Origin of the sequence: Maribacter sp. (assembly GCF_039974175.1) — a bacterium.
GTDB lineage: Bacteria > Bacteroidota > Bacteroidia > Flavobacteriales > Flavobacteriaceae > Maribacter_C.
Window position 1 is genome coordinate 16,145 of sequence record NZ_JBDWJN010000004.1, and the last position, 23,879, is coordinate 40,023.

The 23,879-nt window shown below is 38.5% G+C and carries 22 protein-coding genes; 6 read left to right on the forward strand and 16 right to left on the reverse strand.

Annotation, left to right across the window (positions count from 1 at the left end):
• Positions 1-51: 51 nt before the first annotated feature.
• Both ABJN95_RS04990 and ABJN95_RS04995 read right to left on the reverse strand, forming a co-directional pair.
• Positions 52-909, reverse strand: coding sequence for a helix-turn-helix domain-containing protein (locus ABJN95_RS04990; protein WP_348368911.1), 858 nt, complete (start codon positions 907-909; stop codon positions 52-54).
• A gap of 60 nt (positions 910-969) precedes the next feature.
• Positions 970-1,797: an aldo/keto reductase gene (locus ABJN95_RS04995; protein WP_348368912.1), complete on the reverse strand. Its 828-nt coding sequence runs from the start codon at positions 1,795-1,797 to the stop codon at positions 970-972.
• Between the two features lie 147 nt (positions 1,798-1,944).
• Here ABJN95_RS04995 and ABJN95_RS05000 point away from each other — a divergent pair, with 147 nt between their 5' ends.
• A complete protein-coding gene (locus tag ABJN95_RS05000; RefSeq protein ID WP_348368913.1) occupies positions 1,945-3,093 on the forward strand; it encodes an MFS transporter in 1,149 nt (382 codons plus the stop codon).
• A gap of 9 nt (positions 3,094-3,102) precedes the next feature.
• Here ABJN95_RS05000 and ABJN95_RS05005 read toward each other — a convergent pair whose 3' ends face one another.
• Positions 3,103-3,765, reverse strand: coding sequence for a hypothetical protein (locus ABJN95_RS05005; RefSeq protein WP_348368914.1), 663 nt, complete (start codon positions 3,763-3,765; stop codon positions 3,103-3,105).
• A 121-nt stretch (positions 3,766-3,886) separates the two neighbouring features.
• Between ABJN95_RS05005 and ABJN95_RS05010 the strand changes: the two genes are divergently transcribed.
• Positions 3,887-4,435, forward strand: a complete 549-nt coding sequence (locus ABJN95_RS05010; RefSeq protein WP_348368915.1) for an ATP-dependent Clp protease proteolytic subunit — start codon at positions 3,887-3,889, stop codon at positions 4,433-4,435.
• A 336-nt stretch (positions 4,436-4,771) separates the two neighbouring features.
• Positions 4,772-6,112 carry an NAD(P)/FAD-dependent oxidoreductase gene (locus tag ABJN95_RS05015; protein ID WP_348368916.1) on the forward strand — a complete coding sequence of 447 codons (1,341 nt, stop codon included), beginning with the start codon at positions 4,772-4,774 and terminating at the stop codon, positions 6,110-6,112.
• Positions 6,113-6,429: 317 nt separating this feature from the next.
• On the opposite strand, the gene ABJN95_RS05020 is transcribed toward ABJN95_RS05015, so the two are convergent.
• The 3 genes from ABJN95_RS05020 to ABJN95_RS05030 all read right to left on the reverse strand — a co-directional run bounded on the left by ABJN95_RS05020 (position 6,430) and on the right by ABJN95_RS05030 (position 8,810).
• A complete protein-coding gene (locus tag ABJN95_RS05020) occupies positions 6,430-6,852 on the reverse strand; it encodes a DUF4174 domain-containing protein (RefSeq protein ID WP_348368917.1) in 423 nt (140 codons plus the stop codon).
• A gap of 81 nt (positions 6,853-6,933) precedes the next feature.
• Entirely contained in the window at positions 6,934-7,713 is a 780-nt protein-coding gene (locus ABJN95_RS05025; protein WP_348368918.1) for a C4-type zinc ribbon domain-containing protein, read from the reverse strand.
• Positions 7,714-7,715: 2 nt separating this feature from the next.
• Positions 7,716-8,810 carry a Nif3-like dinuclear metal center hexameric protein gene (locus ABJN95_RS05030; RefSeq protein ID WP_348368919.1) on the reverse strand — a complete coding sequence of 365 codons (1,095 nt, stop codon included), beginning with the start codon at positions 8,808-8,810 and terminating at the stop codon, positions 7,716-7,718.
• Positions 8,811-8,859: 49 nt separating this feature from the next.
• Between ABJN95_RS05030 and lpxK the strand changes: the two genes are divergently transcribed.
• Positions 8,860-9,864, forward strand: a complete 1,005-nt coding sequence (gene lpxK, locus ABJN95_RS05035) for a tetraacyldisaccharide 4'-kinase (RefSeq protein WP_348368920.1) — start codon at positions 8,860-8,862, stop codon at positions 9,862-9,864.
• On the opposite strand, the gene ABJN95_RS05040 is transcribed toward lpxK, so the two are convergent.
• The 9 genes from ABJN95_RS05040 to ABJN95_RS05080 all read right to left on the reverse strand — a co-directional run bounded on the left by ABJN95_RS05040 (position 9,845) and on the right by ABJN95_RS05080 (position 18,786).
• Positions 9,845-12,067: an ATP-binding protein gene (locus ABJN95_RS05040; protein ID WP_348368921.1), complete on the reverse strand. Its 2,223-nt coding sequence runs from the start codon at positions 12,065-12,067 to the stop codon at positions 9,845-9,847. The genes lpxK and ABJN95_RS05040 overlap by 20 nt on opposite strands.
• Complete coding sequence (gene gap / locus ABJN95_RS05045; protein ID WP_348368922.1) at positions 12,064-13,074, reverse strand: type I glyceraldehyde-3-phosphate dehydrogenase; 1,011 nt, start codon at positions 13,072-13,074, stop codon at positions 12,064-12,066. Before gap ends, ABJN95_RS05040 begins: the two co-directional genes overlap by 4 nt.
• A gap of 36 nt (positions 13,075-13,110) precedes the next feature.
• Positions 13,111-13,983 carry a lipoyl synthase gene (lipA, locus tag ABJN95_RS05050; protein ID WP_348368923.1) on the reverse strand — a complete coding sequence of 291 codons (873 nt, stop codon included), beginning with the start codon at positions 13,981-13,983 and terminating at the stop codon, positions 13,111-13,113.
• A 96-nt stretch (positions 13,984-14,079) separates the two neighbouring features.
• Positions 14,080-14,640: a sigma-70 family RNA polymerase sigma factor gene (locus tag ABJN95_RS05055; RefSeq protein WP_348368925.1), complete on the reverse strand. Its 561-nt coding sequence runs from the start codon at positions 14,638-14,640 to the stop codon at positions 14,080-14,082.
• 41 nt (positions 14,641-14,681) lie between these two features.
• Complete coding sequence (locus ABJN95_RS05060) at positions 14,682-14,891, reverse strand: membrane or secreted protein (RefSeq protein ID WP_348368926.1); 210 nt, start codon at positions 14,889-14,891, stop codon at positions 14,682-14,684.
• Between the two features lie 124 nt (positions 14,892-15,015).
• Positions 15,016-15,774 carry an anti-sigma factor gene (locus tag ABJN95_RS05065; RefSeq protein ID WP_348368927.1) on the reverse strand — a complete coding sequence of 253 codons (759 nt, stop codon included), beginning with the start codon at positions 15,772-15,774 and terminating at the stop codon, positions 15,016-15,018.
• Positions 15,775-15,808: 34 nt separating this feature from the next.
• Positions 15,809-16,375 carry an RNA polymerase sigma factor gene (locus ABJN95_RS05070; protein ID WP_348368928.1) on the reverse strand — a complete coding sequence of 189 codons (567 nt, stop codon included), beginning with the start codon at positions 16,373-16,375 and terminating at the stop codon, positions 15,809-15,811.
• Between the two features lie 204 nt (positions 16,376-16,579).
• Positions 16,580-17,596, reverse strand: a complete 1,017-nt coding sequence (gene murB / locus ABJN95_RS05075; protein ID WP_348368929.1) for a UDP-N-acetylmuramate dehydrogenase — start codon at positions 17,594-17,596, stop codon at positions 16,580-16,582.
• Positions 17,596-18,786, reverse strand: a complete 1,191-nt coding sequence (locus ABJN95_RS05080; RefSeq protein WP_348368930.1) for a pyridoxal phosphate-dependent aminotransferase — start codon at positions 18,784-18,786, stop codon at positions 17,596-17,598. Before ABJN95_RS05080 ends, murB begins: the two co-directional genes overlap by 1 nt.
• 309 nt (positions 18,787-19,095) lie before the next feature.
• Here ABJN95_RS05080 and ABJN95_RS05085 point away from each other — a divergent pair, with 309 nt between their 5' ends.
• Positions 19,096-20,433 (forward strand): aspartyl protease family protein, encoded by a 1,338-nt coding sequence (locus tag ABJN95_RS05085; RefSeq protein WP_348368931.1) that lies wholly within the window; start codon positions 19,096-19,098, stop codon positions 20,431-20,433.
• Between the two features lie 225 nt (positions 20,434-20,658).
• Here ABJN95_RS05085 and ABJN95_RS05090 read toward each other — a convergent pair whose 3' ends face one another.
• Complete coding sequence (locus ABJN95_RS05090; protein ID WP_348368932.1) at positions 20,659-21,048, reverse strand: DUF1573 domain-containing protein; 390 nt, start codon at positions 21,046-21,048, stop codon at positions 20,659-20,661.
• Positions 21,049-21,244: 196 nt separating this feature from the next.
• Between ABJN95_RS05090 and ABJN95_RS05095 the strand changes: the two genes are divergently transcribed.
• Positions 21,245-23,875 (forward strand): valine--tRNA ligase, encoded by a 2,631-nt coding sequence (locus ABJN95_RS05095; protein ID WP_348368933.1) that lies wholly within the window; start codon positions 21,245-21,247, stop codon positions 23,873-23,875.
• Positions 23,876-23,879 lie beyond the last annotated feature (4 nt).

The window sequence follows — 23,879 nt, forward strand, 5'->3', positions numbered from 1 at the left end:
GACCGTCTTTTAGACGGTCTTTCTCAATTTAATGCAATGGGAATTCAATTTCTAACTTCGTTCAATATTTTTTAAATAGTTAGAAGGAGTAACTACCTGATATTTCTTAAATTGTTTGGCAAAATAAGAGGGGCTGTTGAATCCAGAATAATACATAGCCTCAGCGATTGTCACACTACCCTCATTCATTCTGTCTACAGCTTTTTCGATTCTCAATTCATTAACGAAATCTATGAAGGTTCTATTGGTCATTTTTTTGAAAAACCTTGAAAACGAATTTGGTGTTAAACCAATCTTAGTAGCAATATCATCAATTATAATTTTTTGATTATAATGGGTATTTAGATACTCAAAAACTTTTTTAAGTCTATAGGTTTCTTTTTCCCTGAATTCGTGTAACATATTTAGGCTTGATAACTTGATATAGTTCTTTGCGTTGGAAAGATGACTAAGAATTGATAGCAGGTTTAATAATTTATCTTGATTATTCAATTGCATAAAACGTTCAAAATTCTTGCCTAAGTCGGTTTTGACTTTGTCGTCAAAAATGAGGATGTATTTTGATTTTTCAATCAGCCTTTTAATGGCATCCAATTCAGGAAAATAACTAATTTTCTTATCTACAAATTCCTTTGAAAATTGTACCACAACTTCCTGACGATTGCTTTTCTCATTGTTGCCGAAATCTGAATGAGGAATGTTTCCTCCTAAAAAGACCAGAACACCATTTTCATAGTGGTGGGTTTTAGTACCAATCTTGAGCGTTCCGGCTCCATTTTTTACATAGACTATTTCATATTCTGGGTGTATATGCCAACCGGCTACTTCACAACTCGATTCTGCTGCATAACTTTTGACTTTGAAAGAAGTGTTAGGGCTTGGTATTATAGGCTCATATATAGGCTTCATATTTTAAGAGTAATGTATGTTCAAATACTTGACGCAAATAGTATTCTGTTGCTGATTATTTTATGTAATGTGTGACATATTTTCACCAAGCGTCTTATTCTGATTCAAGCTTTCAATGACCTGCATGTCTTGTACTGATAACTCAAAATCAAAGATTTCAAAATTCTCTCTAATTCTCCGTGTATTCACAGACTTAGGAATAACGGCTACTCCGCGCTGAATCAGCCAACGTAGTGCAATTTGCACAGCAGATTTACCGTAGTGCTTTCCTATTTGTACCAATTCTGGAATCTTTAAAACCTCACCCATCATTATTGGCCGCCATGCTTCGAGTTGAATATTATGGTCAGCTGCAAAACCCACTAGATCATTTTGACTATGGAGTGGATGCATTTCAACTTGGTTAAGCGCGGGAACAAATTCAGCATGCGCTATCAAATCTTCCAACTGATGAATCTCAAAATTGCACACCCCTATAGCTCTAGATCTACCGCTTTTGTATATTTTTTCCATGGCCTTGTAGGTCTGTTTATATTTAGATTTTACAGGCCAATGTATCAAGTACATATCAACATAATCGGTTTGAAGTCTTTTTAAACTTCGTTCAAAAGCGAGCATGGTCTGATCGTAACCTTGCTCATTATTCCATACTTTGGTTGTCAGAAAAATTTCCTCCCTAGGAATACAACTTTTTTTTAATGCACTACCAATACCCTGCTCGTTTTGGTAGGCAGAAGCGGTATCAATTTTTCGATATCCGGTATTTAGAGCAGAAATGACGGCATTTTCAACTTCACCGTTATTTTTTGCAAAGAGAACTCCAAGACCTATTGCGGGCATTCTTAGTTTATTATTGAGCTGAAAATCTTTTGTTTTGTCTACCCTCATTCTTTCTTTTTAATAAGTCACAGCATAAAACTATCATAAAATAACTTTTTTTAGCTTCTTTTTGAATAAATCGTTATGTAATTGGAATGTATTGATTTATAATATAAAGAACAATGTATCTTTCTTTGTGGTTGCAATTAGATTCAGATGAAATCCCTCCAGTTAATTCTTTCAAATCCTAGATATTTTGGTCCTGCATGGGTGTTCGCTAGTTTGAACATCTTATTCGGTACATGGGCCATTTACATTCCAACCGTAAAAGAGACCTTGCATATTGACAAATCAGAATTAGGTATTGCCATTTTCTTCTTGTCACTGGGCGTTTTTACGGTTTTTCCCTTTGCTTCGACCATTATCAATAGGGTAGGAGTAGGAAAGGCTACTTGGTACGGCGTTTTATGTAGTTGTGCTGCGGCAATGTTGCCCTTACTAGCACCAACATATTATACCTTAATGGCGGGTCTGTTTCTTTTTGGAGCTTCTAACGGTTTTACCGATATCGCCATGAATACATTGGTCACGGAAGTTGAAAAGAAAGATAAGGCCAAGTTCATGTCAGCGGCCCACGGATTTTTTAGTTTGGGAGGTGTACTTGCAGGGCTAGGTAGCTTTTTGATTGGTCCTTTCGACAATCCGGTGTTACACATGGCTATGGCCGCAGTTTTGGTGTTAGTTGTGAATCTCTTATTTTACAAAAAATACATACTTATTGTTGCAGCCACAATAGAAAAAGAACCCTTTAGCCTTAGACTATTTAAACCTTTTTTATTGTTGGGCTTGATTTCTTTTATCGCTATGGGCAGCGAAGGTGCCATCGTCGATTGGAGTGGATTATACCTCAAGGAGATCAGCATAGCTCCAGAAACTTTGTGGGGTGCAGGTTTCTTAGGTTTTCAAATAACCATGACCCTTGGTCGTTTCTTAGGAGATGGTATAAGCGCTAAAGTCGGTTCCATTAAAATGGTGGCCTTCGGAACACTTTTGGTACTCGGCGGTTATACTTTGGTGCTTACAACGAATATGTATTTGGCCATTTTAGGCTTCGCTCTATGTGGACTCGGATTTTCAGTAATGGTTCCCGAAGTTTTTCGAATAGGGGGCAACGTCAAGGGCGTAGAGTCCTCTCAAGGCGTTTCTTTTATAGCTGGTACCGGCTATGCGGGCTTTTTATGTGCTCCGCCTATTTTGGGTCAAATAGCCGACAATTCTTCTTTGGTAAGCTGCTTTTGGGTGTTGTTGTTTTGTGCGCTGTTCATCTTAGGAGCTACCCTATTTTTGCAACAACAAAAGAAATAGGGGTTCTTTCTATTGGGTTTTTACGGCCACATTCGTGAAATATAATTTAAAACTGCCTTCAGCCATTTTATGCATCGTAGCAATGTTGAGTCCGTTTATCATTTTATAATCTTCGAATGAGGTAATCATTGAAGGTTCAGCCTGATTTGATTTTCGAAAAACCCATTCTTGAACAACTAAGTCATCGCCGAAATAAAAATCGTATGCATCTCCCGGTGTATATCCTCCTTCGTTACCGTAAACAATGGTTAGTTTTTGCATAGTTTTTTTGCTCATCGGGGCCTCAGCGTCTTTGGAATGCGTATGGGTTAAGTTATCAGCATCCCAAACCAATTGATACGGTGCCAGTAACCAGAACTTATCATTTATGAAACCTCCGTTCGTCTTGTACGCAACGCTGTCCATGTCGGCCCAGTTGTAGCTTATGGTTCCCTTATCTGATTTAGCTATAATATCATTGGTTTTAGGCTTCCAGGTCCAATCACGCTCAAAATGCGTGGTATCTCGATCCACATTAAATGTGAATTTTATTTCTTTTACGTTCTTCCAGTTTTCGAAACCGTTGGCGTTGGCTACTTTTTGTAGAATGGATACTTCTTGTACTGATTTAAAAACAATAAAACTTGAGGTGGTAACAAAAATGAACGCTGCTAGGAGTATAATTTTTTTCATGGTTCTCAATTTTTGTCAAATATAGTTGCTTTTACCTTTAATAGATTCATATCGTAGGTTTTATTGCTATTCAATTTCCCAATAAATTGATTAATTTTGAAGCTTACCAAGAAATTAAAAAATGAGTACGAAAAAAGGAAAAATACAAGAGGCTATAGATGAAAAAATGTTGAACGAGCGCAAAGTGTTCCTTTGGGGCATGGTAGATGATAAATCGGCCAAACATGTAATTGATCGTCTGATGTATTTAGATATGCAGAATAACAAAGAAATTCAATTGTATATCAACAGTCCGGGAGGCTATGTTACCTCTGGTTTTGCAATGTATGATACGATCAAGTCTTTGAAAAGTCCGGTTTCTACAATTTGTACAGGTTTAGCCGCCTCAATGGGATCCATACTTTTATCTGTAGGAAAAAAAGGAAGACGCTTTATTCAACCGCATGCCCAGGTAATGATTCATCAGCCAAGTGGTGGTGCAAGAGGACAAGCTTCAAATATTGAGATTCAGGCCAAGGAGATTATCAAAACCAAAGAGCTAAGCGCTCGCATTTTAGCCGAAAATTGTGGACAAGATTATGATCGGGTGATGAAAGATTTTGATCGTGATTATTGGATGGGTGCCGAGGAATCTATTGCATATGGAATTGTAGACGGCGTGCTAGAGTAGGTCATTTCGCAAGAAAGAAACGAGAGTCCTTTCAACTTTTTCAATAAGGTTTTCTTTTGGGCTATTTTCTTTTACCTGAGAATATAAACAAAAAGAAAAAGTCCTTCGCAATACGATTGTGAAGGACTTTTTTGGATATATATAGACGCTCTCGCGGAATGTTTACTTATTTACGATATAATAGTTACTATGGATTTGCTGTTTGCGTTAAAATATTATTAAACTATCATAACATTTACTTTTCTGTGATATTAGTCCTATTTATTCGTGCTTACTTACCAGAGAATCCTATTTTTAGTAACTTTAAAAGCTATTCAATAAACTGCGAATAGATCTATGGTGCAAACTTCTAAAAACATCGCCATTATTGGTTCGGGATTAGTGGGTTCTTTACTGGCAATATACCTCAAACGGCTTGGTCACGAGATTACTGTTTTTGACCGCCGCCCAGACATCCGAAATGTTGAATTTTCAGGCCGTTCGATCAACCTAGCAATGAGTAATAGGGGATGGAAAACACTTCGTGAGATCGGCCTTGAAGACGAAATAAAGAAGATTGCAATTCCGTTAGACAAAAGAGCAATGCACGTCGTAGGACAAGCGGAATACTATCAAAAATATGGTAAAGAAGGTGAAGCAATTTGGTCGATATCGAGGGGAGTACTAAACCGCAAAATGATTGATTTGGCAGAAAATGCTGGAGTCACTTTTAAGTTTGAGGAGAAAGTATGGGATGTTGACCTCCCTGAAGCAAAACTCTTTACTGGAGCTACAGAAAAAGGAGAATGGAAGGAATACCAATTTGATATCGTTTTTGGTTGTGATGGGGCTTTTTCACGAGTGCGCCACAAAATGCAAAGGCGCAGTAGATTTGACTATTCGCAAGACTTTATTGATGTAGGCTATAAGGAATTGACAATTCCTCCCAATGATGATGGCACTCACAAGCTAGACAAGAATTCATTTCATATTTGGCCAAGAGGAAAGTTTATGCTGATAGCCATGCCCAACTTAGACGGAAGTTTTACCTGTACGTTGTTCATGCCTTTTGAAGGAGAGGTATCCTTTGATAGTATAACTACTAAAGAAAAGGCGAAGACCTTCTTTTCGAGCTACTTCCCCAATGTGATGCAGGTCATGGACGATTTGATGGAGGACTTTTTCAAAAACCCTACAAGTGCCATGGTCACCATGAAATGCTATCCATGGACGTATTGGGATAAAGTCGCCCTAGTGGGCGATTCTGCTCATGCCGTAGTTCCATTCTACGGACAAGGTATGAATGCCGGTTTCGAAGATATCTACATGTTGAATCACATTATCAAAAAATATGGAGACGATTGGGAGACTATTTTTCAAGAATATCAGAAGGAACGAAAACCCAATGCCGACGCCATTGCCGAACTTAGCTATCGTAATTTTGTTGAAATGAGCAGTAAAACTGCTGATCCTAAGTTTTTATTGCAAAAAAAGATTGAAAAGCATTTCTCTAACAAGTATCCTGAAAAGTGGATTCCGGCCTATTCACGTGTTACCTTTTCAGAAAAGCCCTATGCCGAGGCGCTTGCTATAGGTGATGAACAGGAAAAAATTATGCGAGAAGTTATGCAAATGCCCAATATCGAGGAGAAATGGGCGAGTAAAGAAGTGGAAAGTAAAATGCTATCCCTGCTCTAATAAGCTGGTATACGCTCTAATCTTCAGCGCTTTTAGAACAGGAAAAGGGGAAAGGCACAGGTAATGGCGACGATGAACGTTGATGGTATCAATTTCTCCATCTAGTATATTTTTAGCTTTCCCGATTTATAAAACATCCGCGTTAACAAGGTTACGGCATCCATTGACTTTGCAGTAAAGTAGTTCGGGTTAAGGCTATAAAGTTGTTAATTGCGGCATCCAATGCGCTCTTGTATCACAGTGTTCTAGTATCACCATAGCGCGATACAGCTCCTATCAAGTAGCAGGTAACTACTTACTATTACTGCGAATTGCAATTAATTTTTCATTTCGCTCATGCGCATGGGCATACTATCTATCAATTCGATAATTATTGTCGGGTTTACGATAAACTCTTCTTGCAATTTTATTCCACCATCTTTACCTATAAGTACTAGCCCCTCAAAACTTGAAAGCCCATATTGTGATATAATAGTATCTGCTTGGAGATTTGTTTTCAAGCGTTTTTCATCGTAAACAAAATTATCTGAAAGCAAGAACAACACCACTTCCCGCTCAAGCAGTTCTTTAGAGTTTGACTGTAAGCGCTTGAGCTGCGCTTGCAACCAGTCTGAATCTAGATCAGTGTCTTTTAATAGAATAATGCGGTTCTTCCATTGGTAATTAGTCAAATCTTGTGCCTGTATTTCAGATGAAGAAAAAAGAAGAAAACAAACAGCAAAAATTCCTAAAAAGCGCATGAGACTGGTTTGGAATAAAATTAATCAAAAAAGCCATCCGTTAACAAACGAATGGCCTTGATATTTTTATTTTTTTTGTAGTTACAGTTTAGCGAACATCTTTTTCATTTTCTCTTGTTCTTCCTCAGCTAAAACAGGATCAACCAATATTCTGCCGCTATGTTCATCGGTAATTATTTTTTTTCTCGATGCAATTTCTACCTGTACTTGAGGTGGAATTGTAAAGAACGAACCTCCTGAGGCACCTCTTTCAATGGGCACAACTGCCAAACCATTTTTTACATTCTTTCGAATGCGTACATAAGCTTTGACCAAACGTTCTTCGATATCCTTCTGAAACTTTTCAGATTTGCTCAACAACGCTTTTTCTTCCTTTTCAGTCTCTGCTAAAATTGCATTCAACTCACTTTTCTTGTGCTTAAGATGGGTTTCTCTTTCTCCAAGGCGCTCTTTAGTTTCAGCAATTACAACTTTCTTCTGCTCAATCTGAGCCTTGAATTCTTTAATATTTTTTTCGGCTAATTGAATCTCAAGTTCTTGGAATTCTAATTCTTTAGTAATTGAATTGAATTCACGACTGTTGCGAACGTTCTTTTGCTGCTCGGTATATTTTTTGATCAATGCTTTTGATTCATCAATCAAATTCTTCTTAGCCGTAATTTCGAAATTGATGGTTTCAACATCGGTCTTTAATTTGTCCATTCGGGTTTTAAGTCCCAATACATCATCTTCAAGATCTTCAACCTCTAGTGGAAGTTCACCTCTCACATTGCGAATTTCATCAACCCTAGAATCGATTAATTGCAAATCATACAATGCTCTTAGTTTCTCCTCTACAGTTGCTTCTGCTTTTTTTGCCATATCTATAAATACTTGATCGGATTGGTTTTACTTTCCGATAAACGGACTGCAAAATTAGGAATTTTTTTCGTAAGATAATCAACTAAAAGGTTTTTTGTAAACTGCTCAGTTTCATAGTGTCCAATATCGGCTATCACCAAATCATCTTCTGCTTCATAGAATTGATGATACTTTACATCGGCAGTTACAAATACATCAGCTCCAGCTGCCTTAGCTGCTGAAATGGCAAATGCCCCACTACCGCCGAGTACTGCGATTTTTTTTACCGGTTTACCGAGTAATTTAGAATGCCTTACACATGAAGCATGCATCGTTTTTTTTAGATGTTGAAGAAAGGCTGTTTCTTCCATGGCGTTTTTCAGGTTCCCAATCATTCCCATGCCGATATGCTGGTAGGGGTTTTCAAGAGCGTAAACTTCGTAAGCCACCTCCTCATACGGGTGGTTTTTGAAAAGGGCATTCAAAATCTTGGCTTCCGCTCCCTTTTGATAGGTCACATTAATTTGAGTTTCTTCCTCAAAATGTATTTTACCTATTTGCCCCTTAGTAGGATTTGCATCCTCATTGGCCAGATAACTACCCGTGCCTTCGTTGACGAAACTGCAATGTGAATAGTTACCTAGGTTTCCAGCTCCTGCTTTGAATAGTGCCATTTTTAGCGCATCTGCATCTGACTTCGGCGCATAGGTTGTCAATTTCTTGACATTCTTTTTTTGGCGAATTAATATCTCGGGATTTTCGATCCCTAGAACCTCACAAATTTTGGCATTTACACCCTTTTTTGCATTGTCTAAGGCAGTGTGCATGCTGTAGATGGCAATATCATTTCGAATAGCCTTCATCACCACTCTTTCGACATAGGTTTTTCCGGTAATCTTTTTAAGTCCCTTAAAAATTATTGGGTGAAAGCTGACAATAATATTACAGTTATGGGCAATTGCTTCATCAATCACATTTTCTAAAGTGTCTAAGGCAACAAGAATTCCTGAAACCTGAGTATTCATATTCCCCACAAGAAGGCCCACGTTGTCAAAATCCTCTGCGTACGACAAAGGCGCCAGCTCTTCTAGCAGATCAGTAACTTCTTTTACAATCATTTTGTGATTTTTCAGATGGTCAAAGATAAAATATTATATTTTCGCTCAAATGTGGCTTCTTAGAAAAATACTCTTTCCTGTTTCCTTGGTGTACGGCCTAGTAGTGTATATTAGAAATCGCCTATACGATTGGGGTGTATTCTCGTCAAAATCATACAAGACGCCAGTCATCTGTGTAGGTAATCTAAGTGTTGGCGGCACGGGAAAGACACCTATGGTGGAACTGTTGATTTCTCTTCTTCAGCATACCTACAAAGTTGCGGTATTGAGCAGAGGTTATCAAAGAAAAACCAAGGGTTTTGTTTTGGCAACTGCTGACAGTTCGGTTTCCGACCTAGGCGATGAACCCTATCAATTGCATTCGAAATTCCAAAAGCTAAGAGTTGCTGTTGATGCAGATCGTCAAAACGGAATAGGAATTCTTGAAGACCAAGTTAAACCAGATGTAATTATTTTAGACGATGCATTCCAACATCGTAAGGTAAAGCCAGGCTTAGCATTATTGCTGACGGCATATGATAGCCTGTATACGTCCGATTGGTACTTGCCTACAGGAAACCTCCGTGATCATAGGCGCGAGGCTCAACGAGCTGATATCGTAGTGGTGACCAAAATACCGCCCGAAAGTTCTGAAACAGACCTTTTGAAAATCAAAGACAACTTAAGACCTAAACCTCACCAGATAATTTTGTTCAGTTATTTAAGCTACGATCCAAATATTCAAGGCAACGGTTCTTTGCAAGCCATTGCTGATTTGAGTGATAAAAAAATTACATTGGTTACCGGCATTGCCAATCCAAAACCGTTGCTGCATTTTCTAGAATTAAACGGTATTTCTTTTGAACATTTATGGTTTAAAGACCATCATAATTTTAGTCTGCAAGAACTTGAAATGATAAGATCAAAACCCAATGTTTTGACCACGGAGAAAGATTATATGCGTTTAAAAAATGAAGTTACTTGCAACTACATCGCTATAAAGCATGTTTTTTTTGGCAGTGGATTGGAAGATTTAAGCAAAGGCCTAGAACGACTTATGAACCCGTATTCTTGATTTTTTTGTTGAATATATTCTCCCCTATCTTTTGATAGAATACCTCGGGTTTGAAGGGTTTGGTAACGACATCATTGCAGCCTGCGGCATAGAAGCTTTCTAAACTATCATCTAGCGAGATGGCAGTTAACGCAATAATAGGGGTAAGCATATCGAATTTTCGTATTCGTATGGTAGCTTCTTCACCACTGATACCAGGCATATGAATGTCCATCAAAATAGCGTCGTAGTTCTTGGTTTCGGCTAGTTCAACCGCTTCCAGGCCATTGTTTGCAATATCGCTAGTCATATCTTTTTTAGACAACATTTTCTTGGTTATGACCTGATTGATTTTGTTGTCTTCAACAATGAGAAGATGTAAGCCCTTAAAGTCAAAATCTTGTTGGGTGATTTCAAATGGGATATCGTCAACAAGACTGTCTTTACTTTTTAATTCAAGCTCGAAAAAGAACGAACTACCTTTACCAAGCTCACTTTCAAGTTGAATCTTACTATCGAATAAACCTAGAAGACTTTTTACAATAGTAAGCCCTAGGCCTGTTCCGCCGTATTCTCTATTGATCTGAATTGATCCTTGTTCGAAACCTTCAAAAATACTGTCTTGTTTTTCTTTGGAAATACCAATGCCCGTATCGGCCACTTCAAAATAAAGGGTGACATCTTCTTCTTCTTTTTTCATTAGCTTGGCAATGACTTTTACTTCACCATCTTTGGTAAATTTTAATGCATTACCTACCAAATTCATGAAAATCTGCGAGAGCTTGATCGGATCGCTCATCAAATGCCCTGGAATATCTTCGTCATAGTCCAGAATAATTTTTGTGCGGTTTGACTTGGCACTCTGCTGCAACGAATCGATAACCTCCTGAAGTGTTCTTTTTAAATTGAAATCGATATTTAGAGGCTCTAATTTGTCTGCATCAATTTTATTGATTTGTAGAATATCATTGATAAAATTCAGCAAATAATCACCTGAAAACTTAAGTGCTTTTAAATGTTCTTGTTGATCCTTACTGGGGTTTTCTTCGAGCAATAAATGTGTTAAGCCTGTAACCGCATACAATGGTGTTCGAAGCTCGTGACTAACGGTTGATAAAAAGTTGGTCTTGGCTTCCATGGCACTTACCGCAGCGTCTCTTGCCCCTTGAAGCTCGCTATTCTTTGTTTGTAGAAGATCGTTGGTCTTTAATTTTATTTGATTATTTCGATACAGAGAGACTGCCAAGAGCGAAATGATGATTAAGAATGCGGAAACCAGTATTACGATAATCTCGGATCTATTCGTTGCATCGGTCAGTTCTTCAATTTCTTTGTCTTGCTTATTCAATTGATCACTCATGAAATCGAACTGAATTTTGTTGGCTGTTTTCGCTTCAGTTCTAACTTTTTCAGCATTGAAGATTGAATCTCGTAGCACCAATAAATTCTTGTAATTATTACTAGACAAATCGTAGCGCCCCATTTTTTCGTAGGTCTGTGTCAGCTGTTCATTTGCCGCTTTTATCTCCTTATCAAAGTTATTTTTTATAGCTAGTTGGAGCGCACTTTCTCCATTTGTAGCACTTTCATTATAGTTTTCAGTCTTAAAATTTAGCAATGACATGCCCAAGTGGGCTCTTGTTGCCAGATAGTCTTTTTCAAAAATATCGGTATTAATAATTAAGGAATTGAAATTTTTTGAGGCTACTTCGTATTTTTCAAGATCTACATAGATTATTCCTTCAAGTAGGAGAATATTATTAAAAAAGTTACGATCATTGTTTAGTTGTTTTGCCTCCTCAAGCATCAACAAGGCTTGAAACTTATTGTCACGTCGATAGAGCATTATGGCTTCTATGTATTTGAAGATCGCATCCCCGTACGGATATTCAATATCCTTCAAAAGCCCCTTAGAGCGATCCCAGAATATTTCAGCACTATCTTGTTTACCTAGTTGAAGAAATAGAATAGCTTGTTTTTGATAACTATCTATGAGTAGTTTTTTATCATCGTTTCGCTCTGCAAGGTCCTCTGCAGATTTTAAAGCGACCATGGCGAGATCAAGTTTGTTTTGATTTCTAAGAAGTCGAGCTTCTTCAAAATAAAAAGTTACACTATCGGTTGCGGTACTATCGACCTGACCCTGAAGAAAGGGTACAACGGCTAGGAACACTAGAAAAACCAGCATTATTCGTACTCTGATATGTGTTATTAAAAATTTCAAATGTATTTTTTTGAAACCAATAAATTGATCAAATCAATTATTCTGCTGCTATAGCCTGTTTCATTATCATACCATCCTATTATTTTGACCATTCTACCAATGACCGAAGTCATCTGTGAATCAAACGTACAAGAGTAACAACTATTGTTTATATCTACGGATACAATTGGGTCTTGGGTGTAAAAAAGGATACTTTTTAGCTCGTTTTTTGAAATTCTTTCAAAAGTATCATTAATTTCTCGAATCGTTGTAGGTTTTTTAACATTGAAGGTGATATCTGTAAGAGATCCGTTTAGCACGGGAACTCGAATACCACAACCACCTATGACATCGCTAAGTTTTGGAAAAATTCTGGTCAGTGCCTTTGCCGCGCCTGTTGTTGTTGGTACAATCGACTGTGAAGCAGCTCTTGCCCTTCTTAAATCGCTATGTGGTTGATCATGAAGGCTTTGGTCTGTGGTATAAGAGTGAATAGTGGTAATATAAGCCTGTTCAATACCGCAAAGGTCATCTACAACCTTTATCATGGGTGCAGCGTTGTTAGTGGTACAAGAGGCATTTGAAATGATCTTATCTTCTTTGGTAATGGTGTGCTCGTTAATACCGTAAACCACCATTTTTATGTCATCATCAACTGGTGGAACGGATAGGATAACTCTTTTAGCTCCATTTTTTATGTGATAATTTAGTGCTTCCTTGGTTTTGAACTTTCCTGAACATTCAACAACAATGTCTACGTCATGCGCTGACCAATTGATGTTTTCTGGGCGATTTTCATTCAGTAGGGCTATAGAATTTCCGTCGACAACAATACTCTTATCAGTGAAGTCAATTTTGTTTTGTATCACGCCATGAACACTATCGTATTTTAAAAGATGCGATAAGGTTCTTGCATCGGCTAAATCGTTAACAGCAACAACCTGTAGGTGTTCGTATTTAGTTAGCAGTCGGAACAAGGTGCGTCCAATTCGTCCAAAGCCATTTATGCCTATAGTTGTTTTGTTCATATGTAAAATTCAATTTGAGGAGAGGCTACTGCTAAGCTAATTAATATGCTTATGTGCTTTGTAAGACGAGCGAACTAAGGCGCCACTTTCTACGTGACGGAAGCCCATTTTTAAGCCTAGCTCTTCGTATTTTTTGAATTGTTCGGGTAGAATAAACTCTTTTACGGGTAAATGCTTTTTTGAAGGTTGCAAGTATTGACCTATGGTAACAACGTCTACATTAGCTTTTCGAAGATCTTCCATGGTTGCTATCACTTCTTCTTCTAATTCACCTAAACCTAACATAATACCTGATTTTGTTCGGTTAACGCCTTCACCCAAGTATCGCAGCACTTCTAAACTGCGTTCGTATTTTGCCTGAATACGAACTTCACGAGTTAATCGTTTTACCGTTTCCATATTATGAGAGACCACTTCAGGCTGCACTTCGATTATTCGATCAATATGTCTTTCAATTCCTTGAAAATCAGGAATTAAGGTTTCGAGTGTGGTTGCGGGGTTCATTCTGCGGATCGCCTTCACGGTTTCGGCCCAAATTATCGAGCCCATATCCTTTAAATCATCACGATCTACCGAGGTAACAACAGCGTGTTTAATGCCCATTATTTTGATGGAACGTGCAACCTTTTCCGGTTCCGTCCAATCTACATGTTCAGGCCTACCCGTTTTTACCCCACAAAAGCCACAAGAACGCGTACAGATGTTTCCCAGTATCATAAAAGTAGCCGTACCTTCTCCCCAACATTCACCCATATTGGGGCAACTGCCCGAGGTACATATGGTATGTAAATCGTACTTTTCTACTAGGCCTCTCAGCTGGGTGTACTTTTTACCCGTAGGAAGTTTAACGCGAAGCCATTTTGGCTTTCCTTTGGGTGGATGAACACTTTTTAAAGTATCAGTACTCATAGTGAAATTTTAGACAAAGATACAAACTATTAAAAGGAGTTTTGGCCAGATTTACCTTTGTAAAAAGTTTACATATGTAATTTGGAATTTGACCAATCAGTTCTTTTTTTTGATTACCTCTGCTAGTAGCTTTTTCGCTCGTAGCAACTTTACTTTGACGTTGTTTATAGGTTCGTCAAGTTCTGTTGCTATTGCTGCATAGCTAAGCTCGTGAAAATATCGAAGATTGATTACCTGCTGGTAATGTGGTTTTAATTTTTTGATATGTTGTAGCAGAGTGGCAAGGTTTTGTTCGGTAATCAAACGATCTTCTGCAGTCGGGGCATCATCGAGCACTTTTTTAACCGCTTCATTGCCACCCCAAGAGTCTAAAACGGTGCGCTTTCTTTTCCTAACGAGGTCGATATGAATATTTTTAGAAATTGTCAACAGCCAGGTTTTAAACTCATAGTCCTCATTGTAGGTATTAATTTTGTCAAAAGCCTTTGAGAATGTTTGTATGGTAATGTCTTCAGCGTCGTTTTCGTTTTCTGTACGTTTTAATTGAAAACCGTAAACATCATTCCAAAAAGTATCGAGCAAATTGCTAAAGGCGATTTGACTACCTCCTTTTGCCTTTGCAATGGTTTCATGAATAATGTTCTTAATTCTATCCAAAAGTAATACTGCTATGAACGATAAAACCTTGAGTCGTTGGGCTACTGCAGTTCAGGAGTGACGTCTTTTTTACAATCTTGTTCACTTGGCAGTTTCCCGCACATACCACAGGCCTCCCCCTCTTGATTTAAAAAGGGACTCTGACTAGCGCAAGTGCCGGCAAATTTCCCATCTTTTTTCGACCAAATCTTGATTGCAATGCCCGCGAATGCGATGGCCAATAATCCTATTGTTAATAATACAAGTTTCATCTGTTTGAATTCGATATTAGTATAGACGTAATTTCAGATATGAAATTACATTCGCGTCTGGTACAAAGGTATAAAAATAAAGCCCCAGAAAGGGGCTTATAAACTTGTTTGTATATAGGTAAGTCTAGTACGCTATATTGGCAACTATATTTTCAACGGTTGGAGTTTCATTTCCACCAAGCGGTTCAATGGTAATATAACCCACTGCTTCTTCACCATAAGGTAGTTCCATCAAATTATCTTGACTTTGGGCTTCCTTGAGTATACCTAAGTTGACCATTTCGCCGTTTACTTCTGCCCACATCTGAAAGCACTGATCTTCCGGAAGATTAGGTAACTTACTTACGTTGATGTACGAAAGTTTTTTAACAGGGTTAACATAAGCTACCGCTTTCAATTCTTTTGCTTTCTTATTACCGTTTACATTGTATTTTTTGGTATTCTTATTCTGTAATACAATGAATTGATTTCTCATATCTTCAAGACCTGCTTTCATATCTTCCTTTAAGAGTTCTATCTGGTTAGTAACCATTTCATTCTCTTGTTGAAGGTTTTGATTCTGGTTGTAAAAGAAATAAGAAGCGGCGGCGAATAGACAGGCTGCAAAGCTAGCGGCAACTGCATATTGGAAGAATCTCTTTCTTCCCGCTTTTTCACCTCGAATTCTTGCGATAATTTTTTCTTTTAACCCTTCAGGAGTCTTTACTGCGTGCATTTTGGCAAAAGCTTCGAGATTTTCTTGAAGCACATCAAATTCTTTTGCCACCTCTGGATACATAGCAATGTATCGCTCTACCTGAAATGATTCCTCATTTGTAGTAGTGCCAAGTAGATACTTCTCTAGAAGGTCTGTATCTAAAAATATGCGTATTTTTTCTTTCATCTGTTTTGTTTTTGATGCCTTTTCAGGTCAAACTTTACATAAGTACGCTAACGAGTAGCGCAAGCATCGCGGTTGGGTCATAAATCTTCCTTAATTCACGTAAGCCAATTTTCAATCTTGATTTGATCGTTCCCAAAGGAACGTTCAATTCGTCACTGGCCTCTTGTTGTGTCATCCCTTGAAAAAAGAGGGCGTCAAGTACTATTTGATACTTTTCCTCTATCTTTTCAAGGTTCTCACGCACGTCGATTAAATCGGGTCTAATGCCTTCGACACCTAAGTTATATACGTCAGAAACGTCCATTTGGATTTCTTTATCCGTTTTTGTATTGACACTTCTGAGTTTATCAATGGCTGTGTTTCTGGTAATTCGAAACAGCCAAGTAAATAATTTTGCCTTCGACGGGTCGTAGGAGTCAGACTTTTTCCAGATTTTCACAAAACTTTCCTGTAAAACGTCTTGGGCTAATTCATCATTTCGAACCACTTTGTGGGCAACCCCGTATAAGGTATCGCCATAATTGTCATATAGTAGGGATATTGCTTTTTCGTTGCGCTCTTGAAGCAGTTCAACAATTGTTTTTTCTAGTAGTGTGCTCATAAAATGTTTTGGGTTCGAAAAAAATTTCAGCTTGGGGCATCCAAATTAATCTTCTCTACCGTATATAGGTAAACGCTAATTTATAAAATTGATTGTTAAGTTAGTGTTTCTAAGATTTTAATTAGATAAATGTGTAGCTGGTAACTATACATTTAGTTTTTGGTTAGTTTGGTTTGGTATAACCCTCGTTACTTGTAACGGGGGTTATTTTATGATATTTACCTCTGGCGTGATGCGAATAGCAAACTTATCTTGAACAGCCTCCATTATTTTGTGTGCTAAGGCTAAAATTTCACTACCGCTGGCATTGTTATAATTTACTAACACCAGTGCCTGGTTTTTATAAATACCTGCATCGCCAAAGCGCTTTCCCTTAAAACCACATTGCTCAATTAGCCAGCCGGCAGGAATTTTATAGGTATCCTCAGAAACCTTGTAGAAAGGTGCTTTCGGATGGTGTTTGGTGAAATCATCAAATTCCGATTTGGAAACCACCGGATTCTTGAAGAAACTACCACTATTACCCAGTTGCGAAGGGTCAGGAAGTTTGCTTTGTCGGATTGCAATAACTGCATTGGAAACATCCTTTATCGTTGGATTGCGTATTGCCTGCTTTTCTAACTCCTGTGAAATAGCTCCGTATGAAGTGTTTAATAGATGATTCTTTTTCGATAATTCAAAGGTTACCGAAGTTATAATATACTTGCCTTTACCCTCATTCTTGAAATAGGAATCGCGATATCCGAATTGGCAATCTTCTTTCGTAAAGGTTCGTACTTGCCCAGTGTTGATTTCCATGGCTTCGCAGCTCACAAAAGTGTCTTTTAACTCAACACCGTAAGCGCCAATATTTTGAATTGGTGCTGTTCCCGTATTTCCAGGTATTAAAGACATGTTCTCTAATCCTCCATAGTCATTTTCGAGCGTCCATAGCACCAAATTGTGCCAATTCTCACCGGCCATTACTTTTAAAATGACCTGCTCCTCAGTTTCGGATATAATTTCTTTCCCTTTGATATTTATATGTACTACAAGTACCTCAATATCTTTCGTAATTAGCATATTACTTCCACCACTGATTATAAATTTTTCAGGGTATTCACCCAGCTGCAGCACTTCCTCCAAATCTTTAGTACTATTGACCTCACAGAAGAATTTCGCCTTTGCTGAAATGCCAAAGGTGTTGTATTTTTTTAAGGAAATGTTGTGTTGAATGATCATCAGCCTATATAACTCTTTAGGGCTTCCTTTAGTATGTTCACAGCGCGCTTTAAACTTTCTTTTTCAAGCACATAAGCGATTCGAATTTGGTTTTTGCCTAATCCCTTTGTAGCATAAAATCCCGCTGCAGGTGCAACCATGACAGTTTCGTTATCCAATCTAAAATCTTCTAATAACCATTGTGCAAAATCTTCGGCGTCTTCTATAGGTAATGCTGCGATACAGTAAAATGCACCTTTAGGTCGCGCAACTTTGACACCATCAATTTTTTCGAGTTCGTCGATCAGTAGATTGCGTCGCGTTACATATTCGGCCTTGACTTCATCAAAATAATCGGGTGTAGTTTCTAAAGCAGCCTCTGCGGCAATTTGTGCGTAGGTAGGTGGCGACAGACGTGCTTGGGCAAACTTCATAGCAGTTGCAATGACTTCTCTGTTCTTACTAACCAAACATCCAATACGTGCTCCACACATGCTATAGCGTTTGGAAACCGAATCTACTATGATCGCATGCTCCTCCAATCCGGGCTCTTGTAAAATAGAGTAGTGTGCTACCCCATCATAGGTAAACTCACGATATACCTCGTCCGCCACTAAGAAAAGATTGTGCTTTTTTACAATCGCAGCAAGTTTTTGTATTTCTTCTTTGCTATACAAATAGCCCGTGGGATTTCCAGGATTACAAATCAATATAGCTTTTGTCTTCGAACTAATCAATTTTTCAAATTCGTCGATAGGAGGTAAGGCAAAATTATCGTCTATTCGTGATACGACCGGAATGACTTTTACCCCAGAGCTCGTAGCAAACCCATTGTAATTGGCATAAAATGGTTCAGGAATGATAATTTCATTGTCGGCGTCGGCTATGCTACCCAAAACAAAAGACAGGGCTTCTGAGCCGCCTGTGGTAACAATAATATCATCTGCAGTTACATCAATGTCGTTTTTGGCATAGTAGGCCGCTAATTTCTCCCTATAGGTTTCTGAACCCTCGGTTCGACTATAAGCCAGTACCTCAATCGTATTGTTCTTTACAGCATCAAGAGCAAGTTGCGGCGTTTTTATGTCGGGTTGCCCAATATTCAAATGCAGCACTCTGGCGCCTCTTTTTTTAGCTCTCTCAGCGAAGGGAACGAGTTTGCGGATGGGAGATTCGGGCATATTCAGCCCTTTTTGGGATACGGATGGCATTTTAGTCTAATTTATGGCAAAAATCGTGAATAGTAACGGAGTAGGCAATCAAATTATATTTTTTTGAAGGTTGCTCCACTGGTCCTCAAACCATCCCTGCCGAAATGGGAGCGAACCTGTAAATTTTAAAAATAAGAAAGAGCAGATTGGTATAAAAAGATGTGGAATGCGGTGTCATATAGCACCCTTTACACGAGTTTGAGGAACACATTTTGACTTCAACATGGCATTTAACATTATGTTAAATAAAAATATATAACTCAAAATAATCGTAACTTAAGGAATAGATTTAGCTTACAAATACACTAATTGCTTAAAAAAAGCCTACATATTATCTTTTTCTTATGCTTTTCATTCGTTGCCTCGGCACAGTATTTTGACTTGCCCGACGGTCAGAAGTATGAAAAAGTCAAGTTTCAACTTGTGAATAACGTTATGGTCATTCCTTTGGAGGTAAATGGCACTGAACTTTCTTTTATTTTAGATTCTGGAGTAAGTACCCCATTGCTCTTTAACCTAACAGAACAAGATTCTATACAAATCAATAAGGTTTCTGAAGTTACTATTCGCGGACTTGGTGGTGGTGAACCAATAGCGGCCTTGAGCTCAAGGGCTAATATGTTCCAGTTGGGCTCGGTTATGAACCCAAGTCAAGAATTGTATGTTGTTTTAGACGAATCCCTTAATTTTTCACCTTCTTTGGGTATTCCTGTACACGGAATCATTGGTTACGATCTCTTTCGTGATTTTATAGTGGAGATTAATTACAATGCTGGTCATATAAAATTTCACAACCCTGAACTTTATCGGAATAAACAACATAAAAAAAGTCAGACACTTCCCTTAGCTATACAAAACAAGAAGGCCTACGTTGAAGGGGCTGTTGTTCTAAATGATGCAAAGGAGGTTCCTGTTCGTATGCTTTTAGATACGGGAAGTAGTGATGCTATTTGGCTCTTTGAAAATGACGTGATTGGTATTCCCGACAAGAATTATGATGACTTTCTGGGAAGAGGTCTTGCTGGAGACATATTTGGAAAGCGCACCAAAGTGCGTAGCATAAAGATAGGTGATTTTATTATTGAAGATGCCAAAACCGCCTTCCCAGATCAGGCGTCTTTTTCCGGCATTAAAAGCTTGGGTAACAGAAATGGAAGCCTAGGTGGTGAGGTTTTAAAACGGTTTAATTTTATTTTTGACTATGGAAATCGAAAAATCACCCTTCGTAAGAATGCAAATTTCAAAACCCCTTTTCAATATAATCTGAGTGGAATCGACCTTCAGCACAACGGGGTTCGATATGTGGCAGAAAGCATCGCCGGACCTACCGGGATCGTAAAACACAATGAGTCAGAAACTTATGGCAATGTTCAAATTCTTATGGAGAATCAAACACGATTGAGTTTGGTTCCTGAAATAGTTGTGTCGGGTATACGAGCTGGAAGCCCCGCCGAAGATGCTGGGCTACAAGAAGGAGATGTTATCCTGGCCGTGAATGGCAAAAGCGTACATACCTATAAATTACAGCAAATTCTTCAAATGTTGAATGAACGTAAAGGGAAGCGGATACGTGTACTTATCGATCGGGCCAATTCAGACAAGCTTTTTACCTTTATTCTGAAAGATGTCTTTAAGGAAAAACCCTAATCTTCTAATCACATACTTGCTCGAAAGCGCTAGAATTACTTCGCTTTGCCATGCCTAAATCTCTCAGCGACTATATTAAACACCAACATTCTTCTCCTTGTCGCGTTAGGGTAGAACCTTTGCAAGAATAGATCTGCACTCTAAATATGGCCTTGGTCGAACCCGTTATGTACAAAAAAACCCCAACATTTCTGTTGGGGTTTGTATACAATTGCTGTATTCGATTTATTTTCCGTCTACAGCTTTAATTTCTCCTTTTATCTTCAAAACCTTAGTTGGTGTATCTGCATTTGAGATTACCGTTATGGCTTTTCTGATAGGACCAACTCTATTGGTGTCATACTTTACCTGTATCTCACCAGTTTTTCCAGGTAGAATTGGTTCTTCTGGTTTCTTAGGGATCGTACATCCGCAGCTAGAACTTACTTTGCTTATAATCAATGGAGCATCTCCAGTATTTGTGAATTCAAATACGCGAACACCATCTGAACCTTTAGCGATTTCGCCATAATCAACGGTTTCCGTTTTGAATTCAATTTTAGCTGCTGCATCTTGTGCAGTCATTGTAAATCCTAGTAGGCCGACAAATAATACGAGTACTATTTTTTTCATCATTTTTTGTTTTGGGTGAATCTCAAAAGTAAATGTTTTTAATGAACCTCCAAAATTCTTTTGTTATATACTAACGTTAGCTATTTTTGTTTCGTATTTGATTTTTAATAAAAACGAATCGAAAACGATTATTTAACAAACGCCTTTTTTCGGCATATTTTGTATGCCGCCTACCTTTAGACAAAAACTGTTCCAAAAAATGGAAATTCCTTCAAAATATAACCCCCAAAATGCTGAAAACCGTTGGTATGACTACTGGATGCAGCATAAGTATTTTCATTCTACTCCTGATGACCGTGAACCTTATACGATAGTAATACCCCCGCCAAATGTGACAGGAGTACTGCATATGGGGCATATGTTGAATAATACTATCCAAGACCTATTGACGCGTAGGGCCCGTATGATGGGCAAAAATGCCTGTTGGGTACCCGGTATGGATCATGCTTCTATAGCTACAGAGGCTAAAGTTGTTGCTAAGTTGAAGGAAGAGGGTGTCAATAAGTCAGATTTGACCCGAGAAGAGTTCTTAAAACATGCCTGGGAATGGACCGATACCTACGGCGGTGTGATATTAGAACAGTTGAAGAAACTGGGCTGTTCTTGCGATTGGGACCGTACGGCTTTCACTATGGATGAGGAGCGCTATGCCAGTGTTATCAAGGTTTTTGTTGATTTGTTTAACAAAGGGCTGATTTACAGGGGGTATCGCATGGTGAATTGGGACCCTGAGGCACAAACTACACTTTCTGACGAGGAAGTGATTTATGAGGAAAAACAGGGGCTTTTGTACTATTTGGAGTACCAAATTGAAGGTTCAGATGACAAAGTAACCATAGCGACCACACGACCAGAAACAATTTTGGGTGATACTGCTATCTGTATTAACCCGAATGACGAGCGTTTTCAACATTTGAAGGGTAAAAAGGCGATTGTACCCATCTGTAATCGGGTAATTCCGATAATTGAAGATGACTATGTAGATATCGAATTCGGTACAGGGTGTTTAAAAGTAACGCCTGCCCATGATCTAAACGACAAAGCGTTAGGTGAAAAGCACAAACTAGAGACCATAGATATATTTAATGCAGATGCTAGTTTGAATTCTTTTGGGTTGCATTATGAAGGCAAGGATCGGTTTGTGGTTCGAAAGGAAATATCCAAAGAATTGGAAGAAATTGGTGTTTTGGCGAAAACGGAGCAATATTTGAATAAGGTAGGCACTTCGGAGCGTACCAAAGCAGTGATCGAGCCAAGATTGTCTGACCAGTGGTTTTTGAAGATGGAAAACTTAGTAAAACCAGCCATAAAGGGTGTGTTAGCAACCGACGATATCAAATTTTTTCCAAAAAAGTTTGAAAATACCTATCGCCATTGGATGGAAAACATTCGCGATTGGAATATCTCGCGCCAACTCTGGTGGGGGCAACAAATACCCGCTTACTATTTTGGCGACGGACAAGACGATTTCGTAGTGGCAGAAAGCATAGAAGATGCCCTAAAACTAGCACAAGAAAAGTCTAAAAACTATGCACTAACAACTACCGACTTAAAGCAAGATGAAGACGTTCTTGACACTTGGTTCTCCTCGTGGTTATGGCCTATGAGTGTGTTCAACGGTATCACACAGCCAGATAACGCAGAGGTAAATTATTATTACCCCACGAATGATTTGGTTACTGGCCCGGATATCATTTTCTTTTGGGTGGCGCGAATGATCATATCTGGATATGAATACAGAGACGAAAAACCGTTTGAAAATGTTTATTTCACAGGCTTGGTTCGCGATAAACAGCGTCGAAAAATGTCGAAGTCTTTGGGGAATTCTCCCGATGCTTTAAAGCTTATTGAAGAATATGGCGCTGACGGAGTTCGCGTGGGTCTATTGTTAAGTTCTGCTGCCGGGAATGATTTGATGTTTGATGAGGATTTATGTCAGCAAGGAAAGAATTTCGCCAATAAAATTTGGAACGGTTTCCGATTGGTAAAAGGTTGGGAGCTTGCAGATTTACCGCAACCCGAAGCTTCAAAAAAGGCAATCGCTTGGTATCAATCAAAATTCAACCAGACTTTGGCTGAAATTGAAGACCATTTCAGCAAATACAGAATTTCAGATGCTTTAATGGCGATTTACAGGTTGGTTTGGGATGACTACAGTTCTTCCTTATTGGAAATAATCAAACCTGCCTACCAACAGCCTATTGATAAAGCAAGCTTTGATCAAGTCATACATATACTCGAACAGAACTTAAAATTGCTTCACCCATTTATGCCTTTCCTGACAGAAGAAGTTTGGCAACATACCAAAGAGCGGACACCGGAGGAGGCGTTGATCATAGCTGCATGGCCAAAAGGCGGTACGATAAACCACGATTTAATCAAGGGTTTTGAATTCGCCAATGGTGTTATTTCTGGTATTCGTACCATTCGCAAGGAGAAGAACATTCCTATGAAAGAAACTTTGGAGGTTGCTGTTCTAAATGAAGGCAAGATTTCAGCAGATTGGGATGTTGTTATTCAAAAACTCACCAAGGTTTCTGAAATCTCTTATGTAGCTGCTCCAGTTGACGGTGCTTTGTCATTTCGGGTTAAATCGAACGAATATTTTATTCCCATAAGCGGAACCATTGATGTGGCAGCAGAAATCGCTAAAATTCAGGAAGAACTGAAATATACTAAGGGCTTTTTGCAATCTGTAGAGAAGAAACTCTCCAACGAGCGGTTTGTTAACAATGCACCCGAGCAGGTGATTGCAACAGAACGTAAAAAACAGGCTGATGCTGAAGCCAAAATTGAGACTTTAGAAAAGAGTTTAGCGAGTTTGGAATGAGATA

Excerpts from the sequence above, each read along its gene's own strand:
- ABJN95_RS04990 (WP_348368911.1), bottom strand. The coding sequence starts at position 909 with ATGAAGCCTATATATGAGCCTATAATACCAAGCCCTAACACTTCTTTC.
- lipA (WP_348368923.1), bottom strand. The coding sequence starts at position 13,983 with ATGAGTACTGATACTTTAAAAAGTGTTCATCCACCCAAAGGAAAGCCA.
- ABJN95_RS05010 (WP_348368915.1), top strand. The coding sequence starts at position 3,887 with ATGAGTACGAAAAAAGGAAAAATACAAGAGGCTATAGATGAAAAAATG.
- ABJN95_RS05060 (WP_348368926.1), bottom strand. The coding sequence starts at position 14,891 with ATGAAACTTGTATTATTAACAATAGGATTATTGGCCATCGCATTCGCG.
- ABJN95_RS05025 (WP_348368918.1), bottom strand. The coding sequence starts at position 7,713 with ATGGCAAAAAAAGCAGAAGCAACTGTAGAGGAGAAACTAAGAGCATTG.
- ABJN95_RS05005 (WP_348368914.1), bottom strand. The coding sequence starts at position 3,765 with ATGAAAAAAATTATACTCCTAGCAGCGTTCATTTTTGTTACCACCTCA.
- ABJN95_RS05015 (WP_348368916.1), top strand. The coding sequence starts at position 4,772 with ATGGTGCAAACTTCTAAAAACATCGCCATTATTGGTTCGGGATTAGTG.
- lpxK (WP_348368920.1), top strand. The coding sequence starts at position 8,860 with ATGTGGCTTCTTAGAAAAATACTCTTTCCTGTTTCCTTGGTGTACGGC.
- murB (WP_348368929.1), bottom strand. The coding sequence starts at position 17,596 with ATGATCATTCAACACAACATTTCCTTAAAAAAATACAACACCTTTGGC.
- ABJN95_RS05070 (WP_348368928.1), bottom strand. The coding sequence starts at position 16,375 with ATGAGCACACTACTAGAAAAAACAATTGTTGAACTGCTTCAAGAGCGC.
- ABJN95_RS05090 (WP_348368932.1), bottom strand. The coding sequence starts at position 21,048 with ATGATGAAAAAAATAGTACTCGTATTATTTGTCGGCCTACTAGGATTT.
- ABJN95_RS05000 (WP_348368913.1), top strand. The coding sequence starts at position 1,945 with ATGAAATCCCTCCAGTTAATTCTTTCAAATCCTAGATATTTTGGTCCT.
- ABJN95_RS05030 (WP_348368919.1), bottom strand. The coding sequence starts at position 8,810 with ATGATTGTAAAAGAAGTTACTGATCTGCTAGAAGAGCTGGCGCCTTTG.
- ABJN95_RS05095 (WP_348368933.1), top strand. The coding sequence starts at position 21,245 with ATGGAAATTCCTTCAAAATATAACCCCCAAAATGCTGAAAACCGTTGG.
- ABJN95_RS05020 (WP_348368917.1), bottom strand. The coding sequence starts at position 6,852 with ATGCGCTTTTTAGGAATTTTTGCTGTTTGTTTTCTTCTTTTTTCTTCA.
- ABJN95_RS05080 (WP_348368930.1), bottom strand. The coding sequence starts at position 18,786 with ATGCCATCCGTATCCCAAAAAGGGCTGAATATGCCCGAATCTCCCATC.
- gap (WP_348368922.1), bottom strand. The coding sequence starts at position 13,074 with ATGAACAAAACAACTATAGGCATAAATGGCTTTGGACGAATTGGACGC.
- ABJN95_RS04995 (WP_348368912.1), bottom strand. The coding sequence starts at position 1,797 with ATGAGGGTAGACAAAACAAAAGATTTTCAGCTCAATAATAAACTAAGA.
- ABJN95_RS05065 (WP_348368927.1), bottom strand. The coding sequence starts at position 15,774 with ATGAAAGAAAAAATACGCATATTTTTAGATACAGACCTTCTAGAGAAG.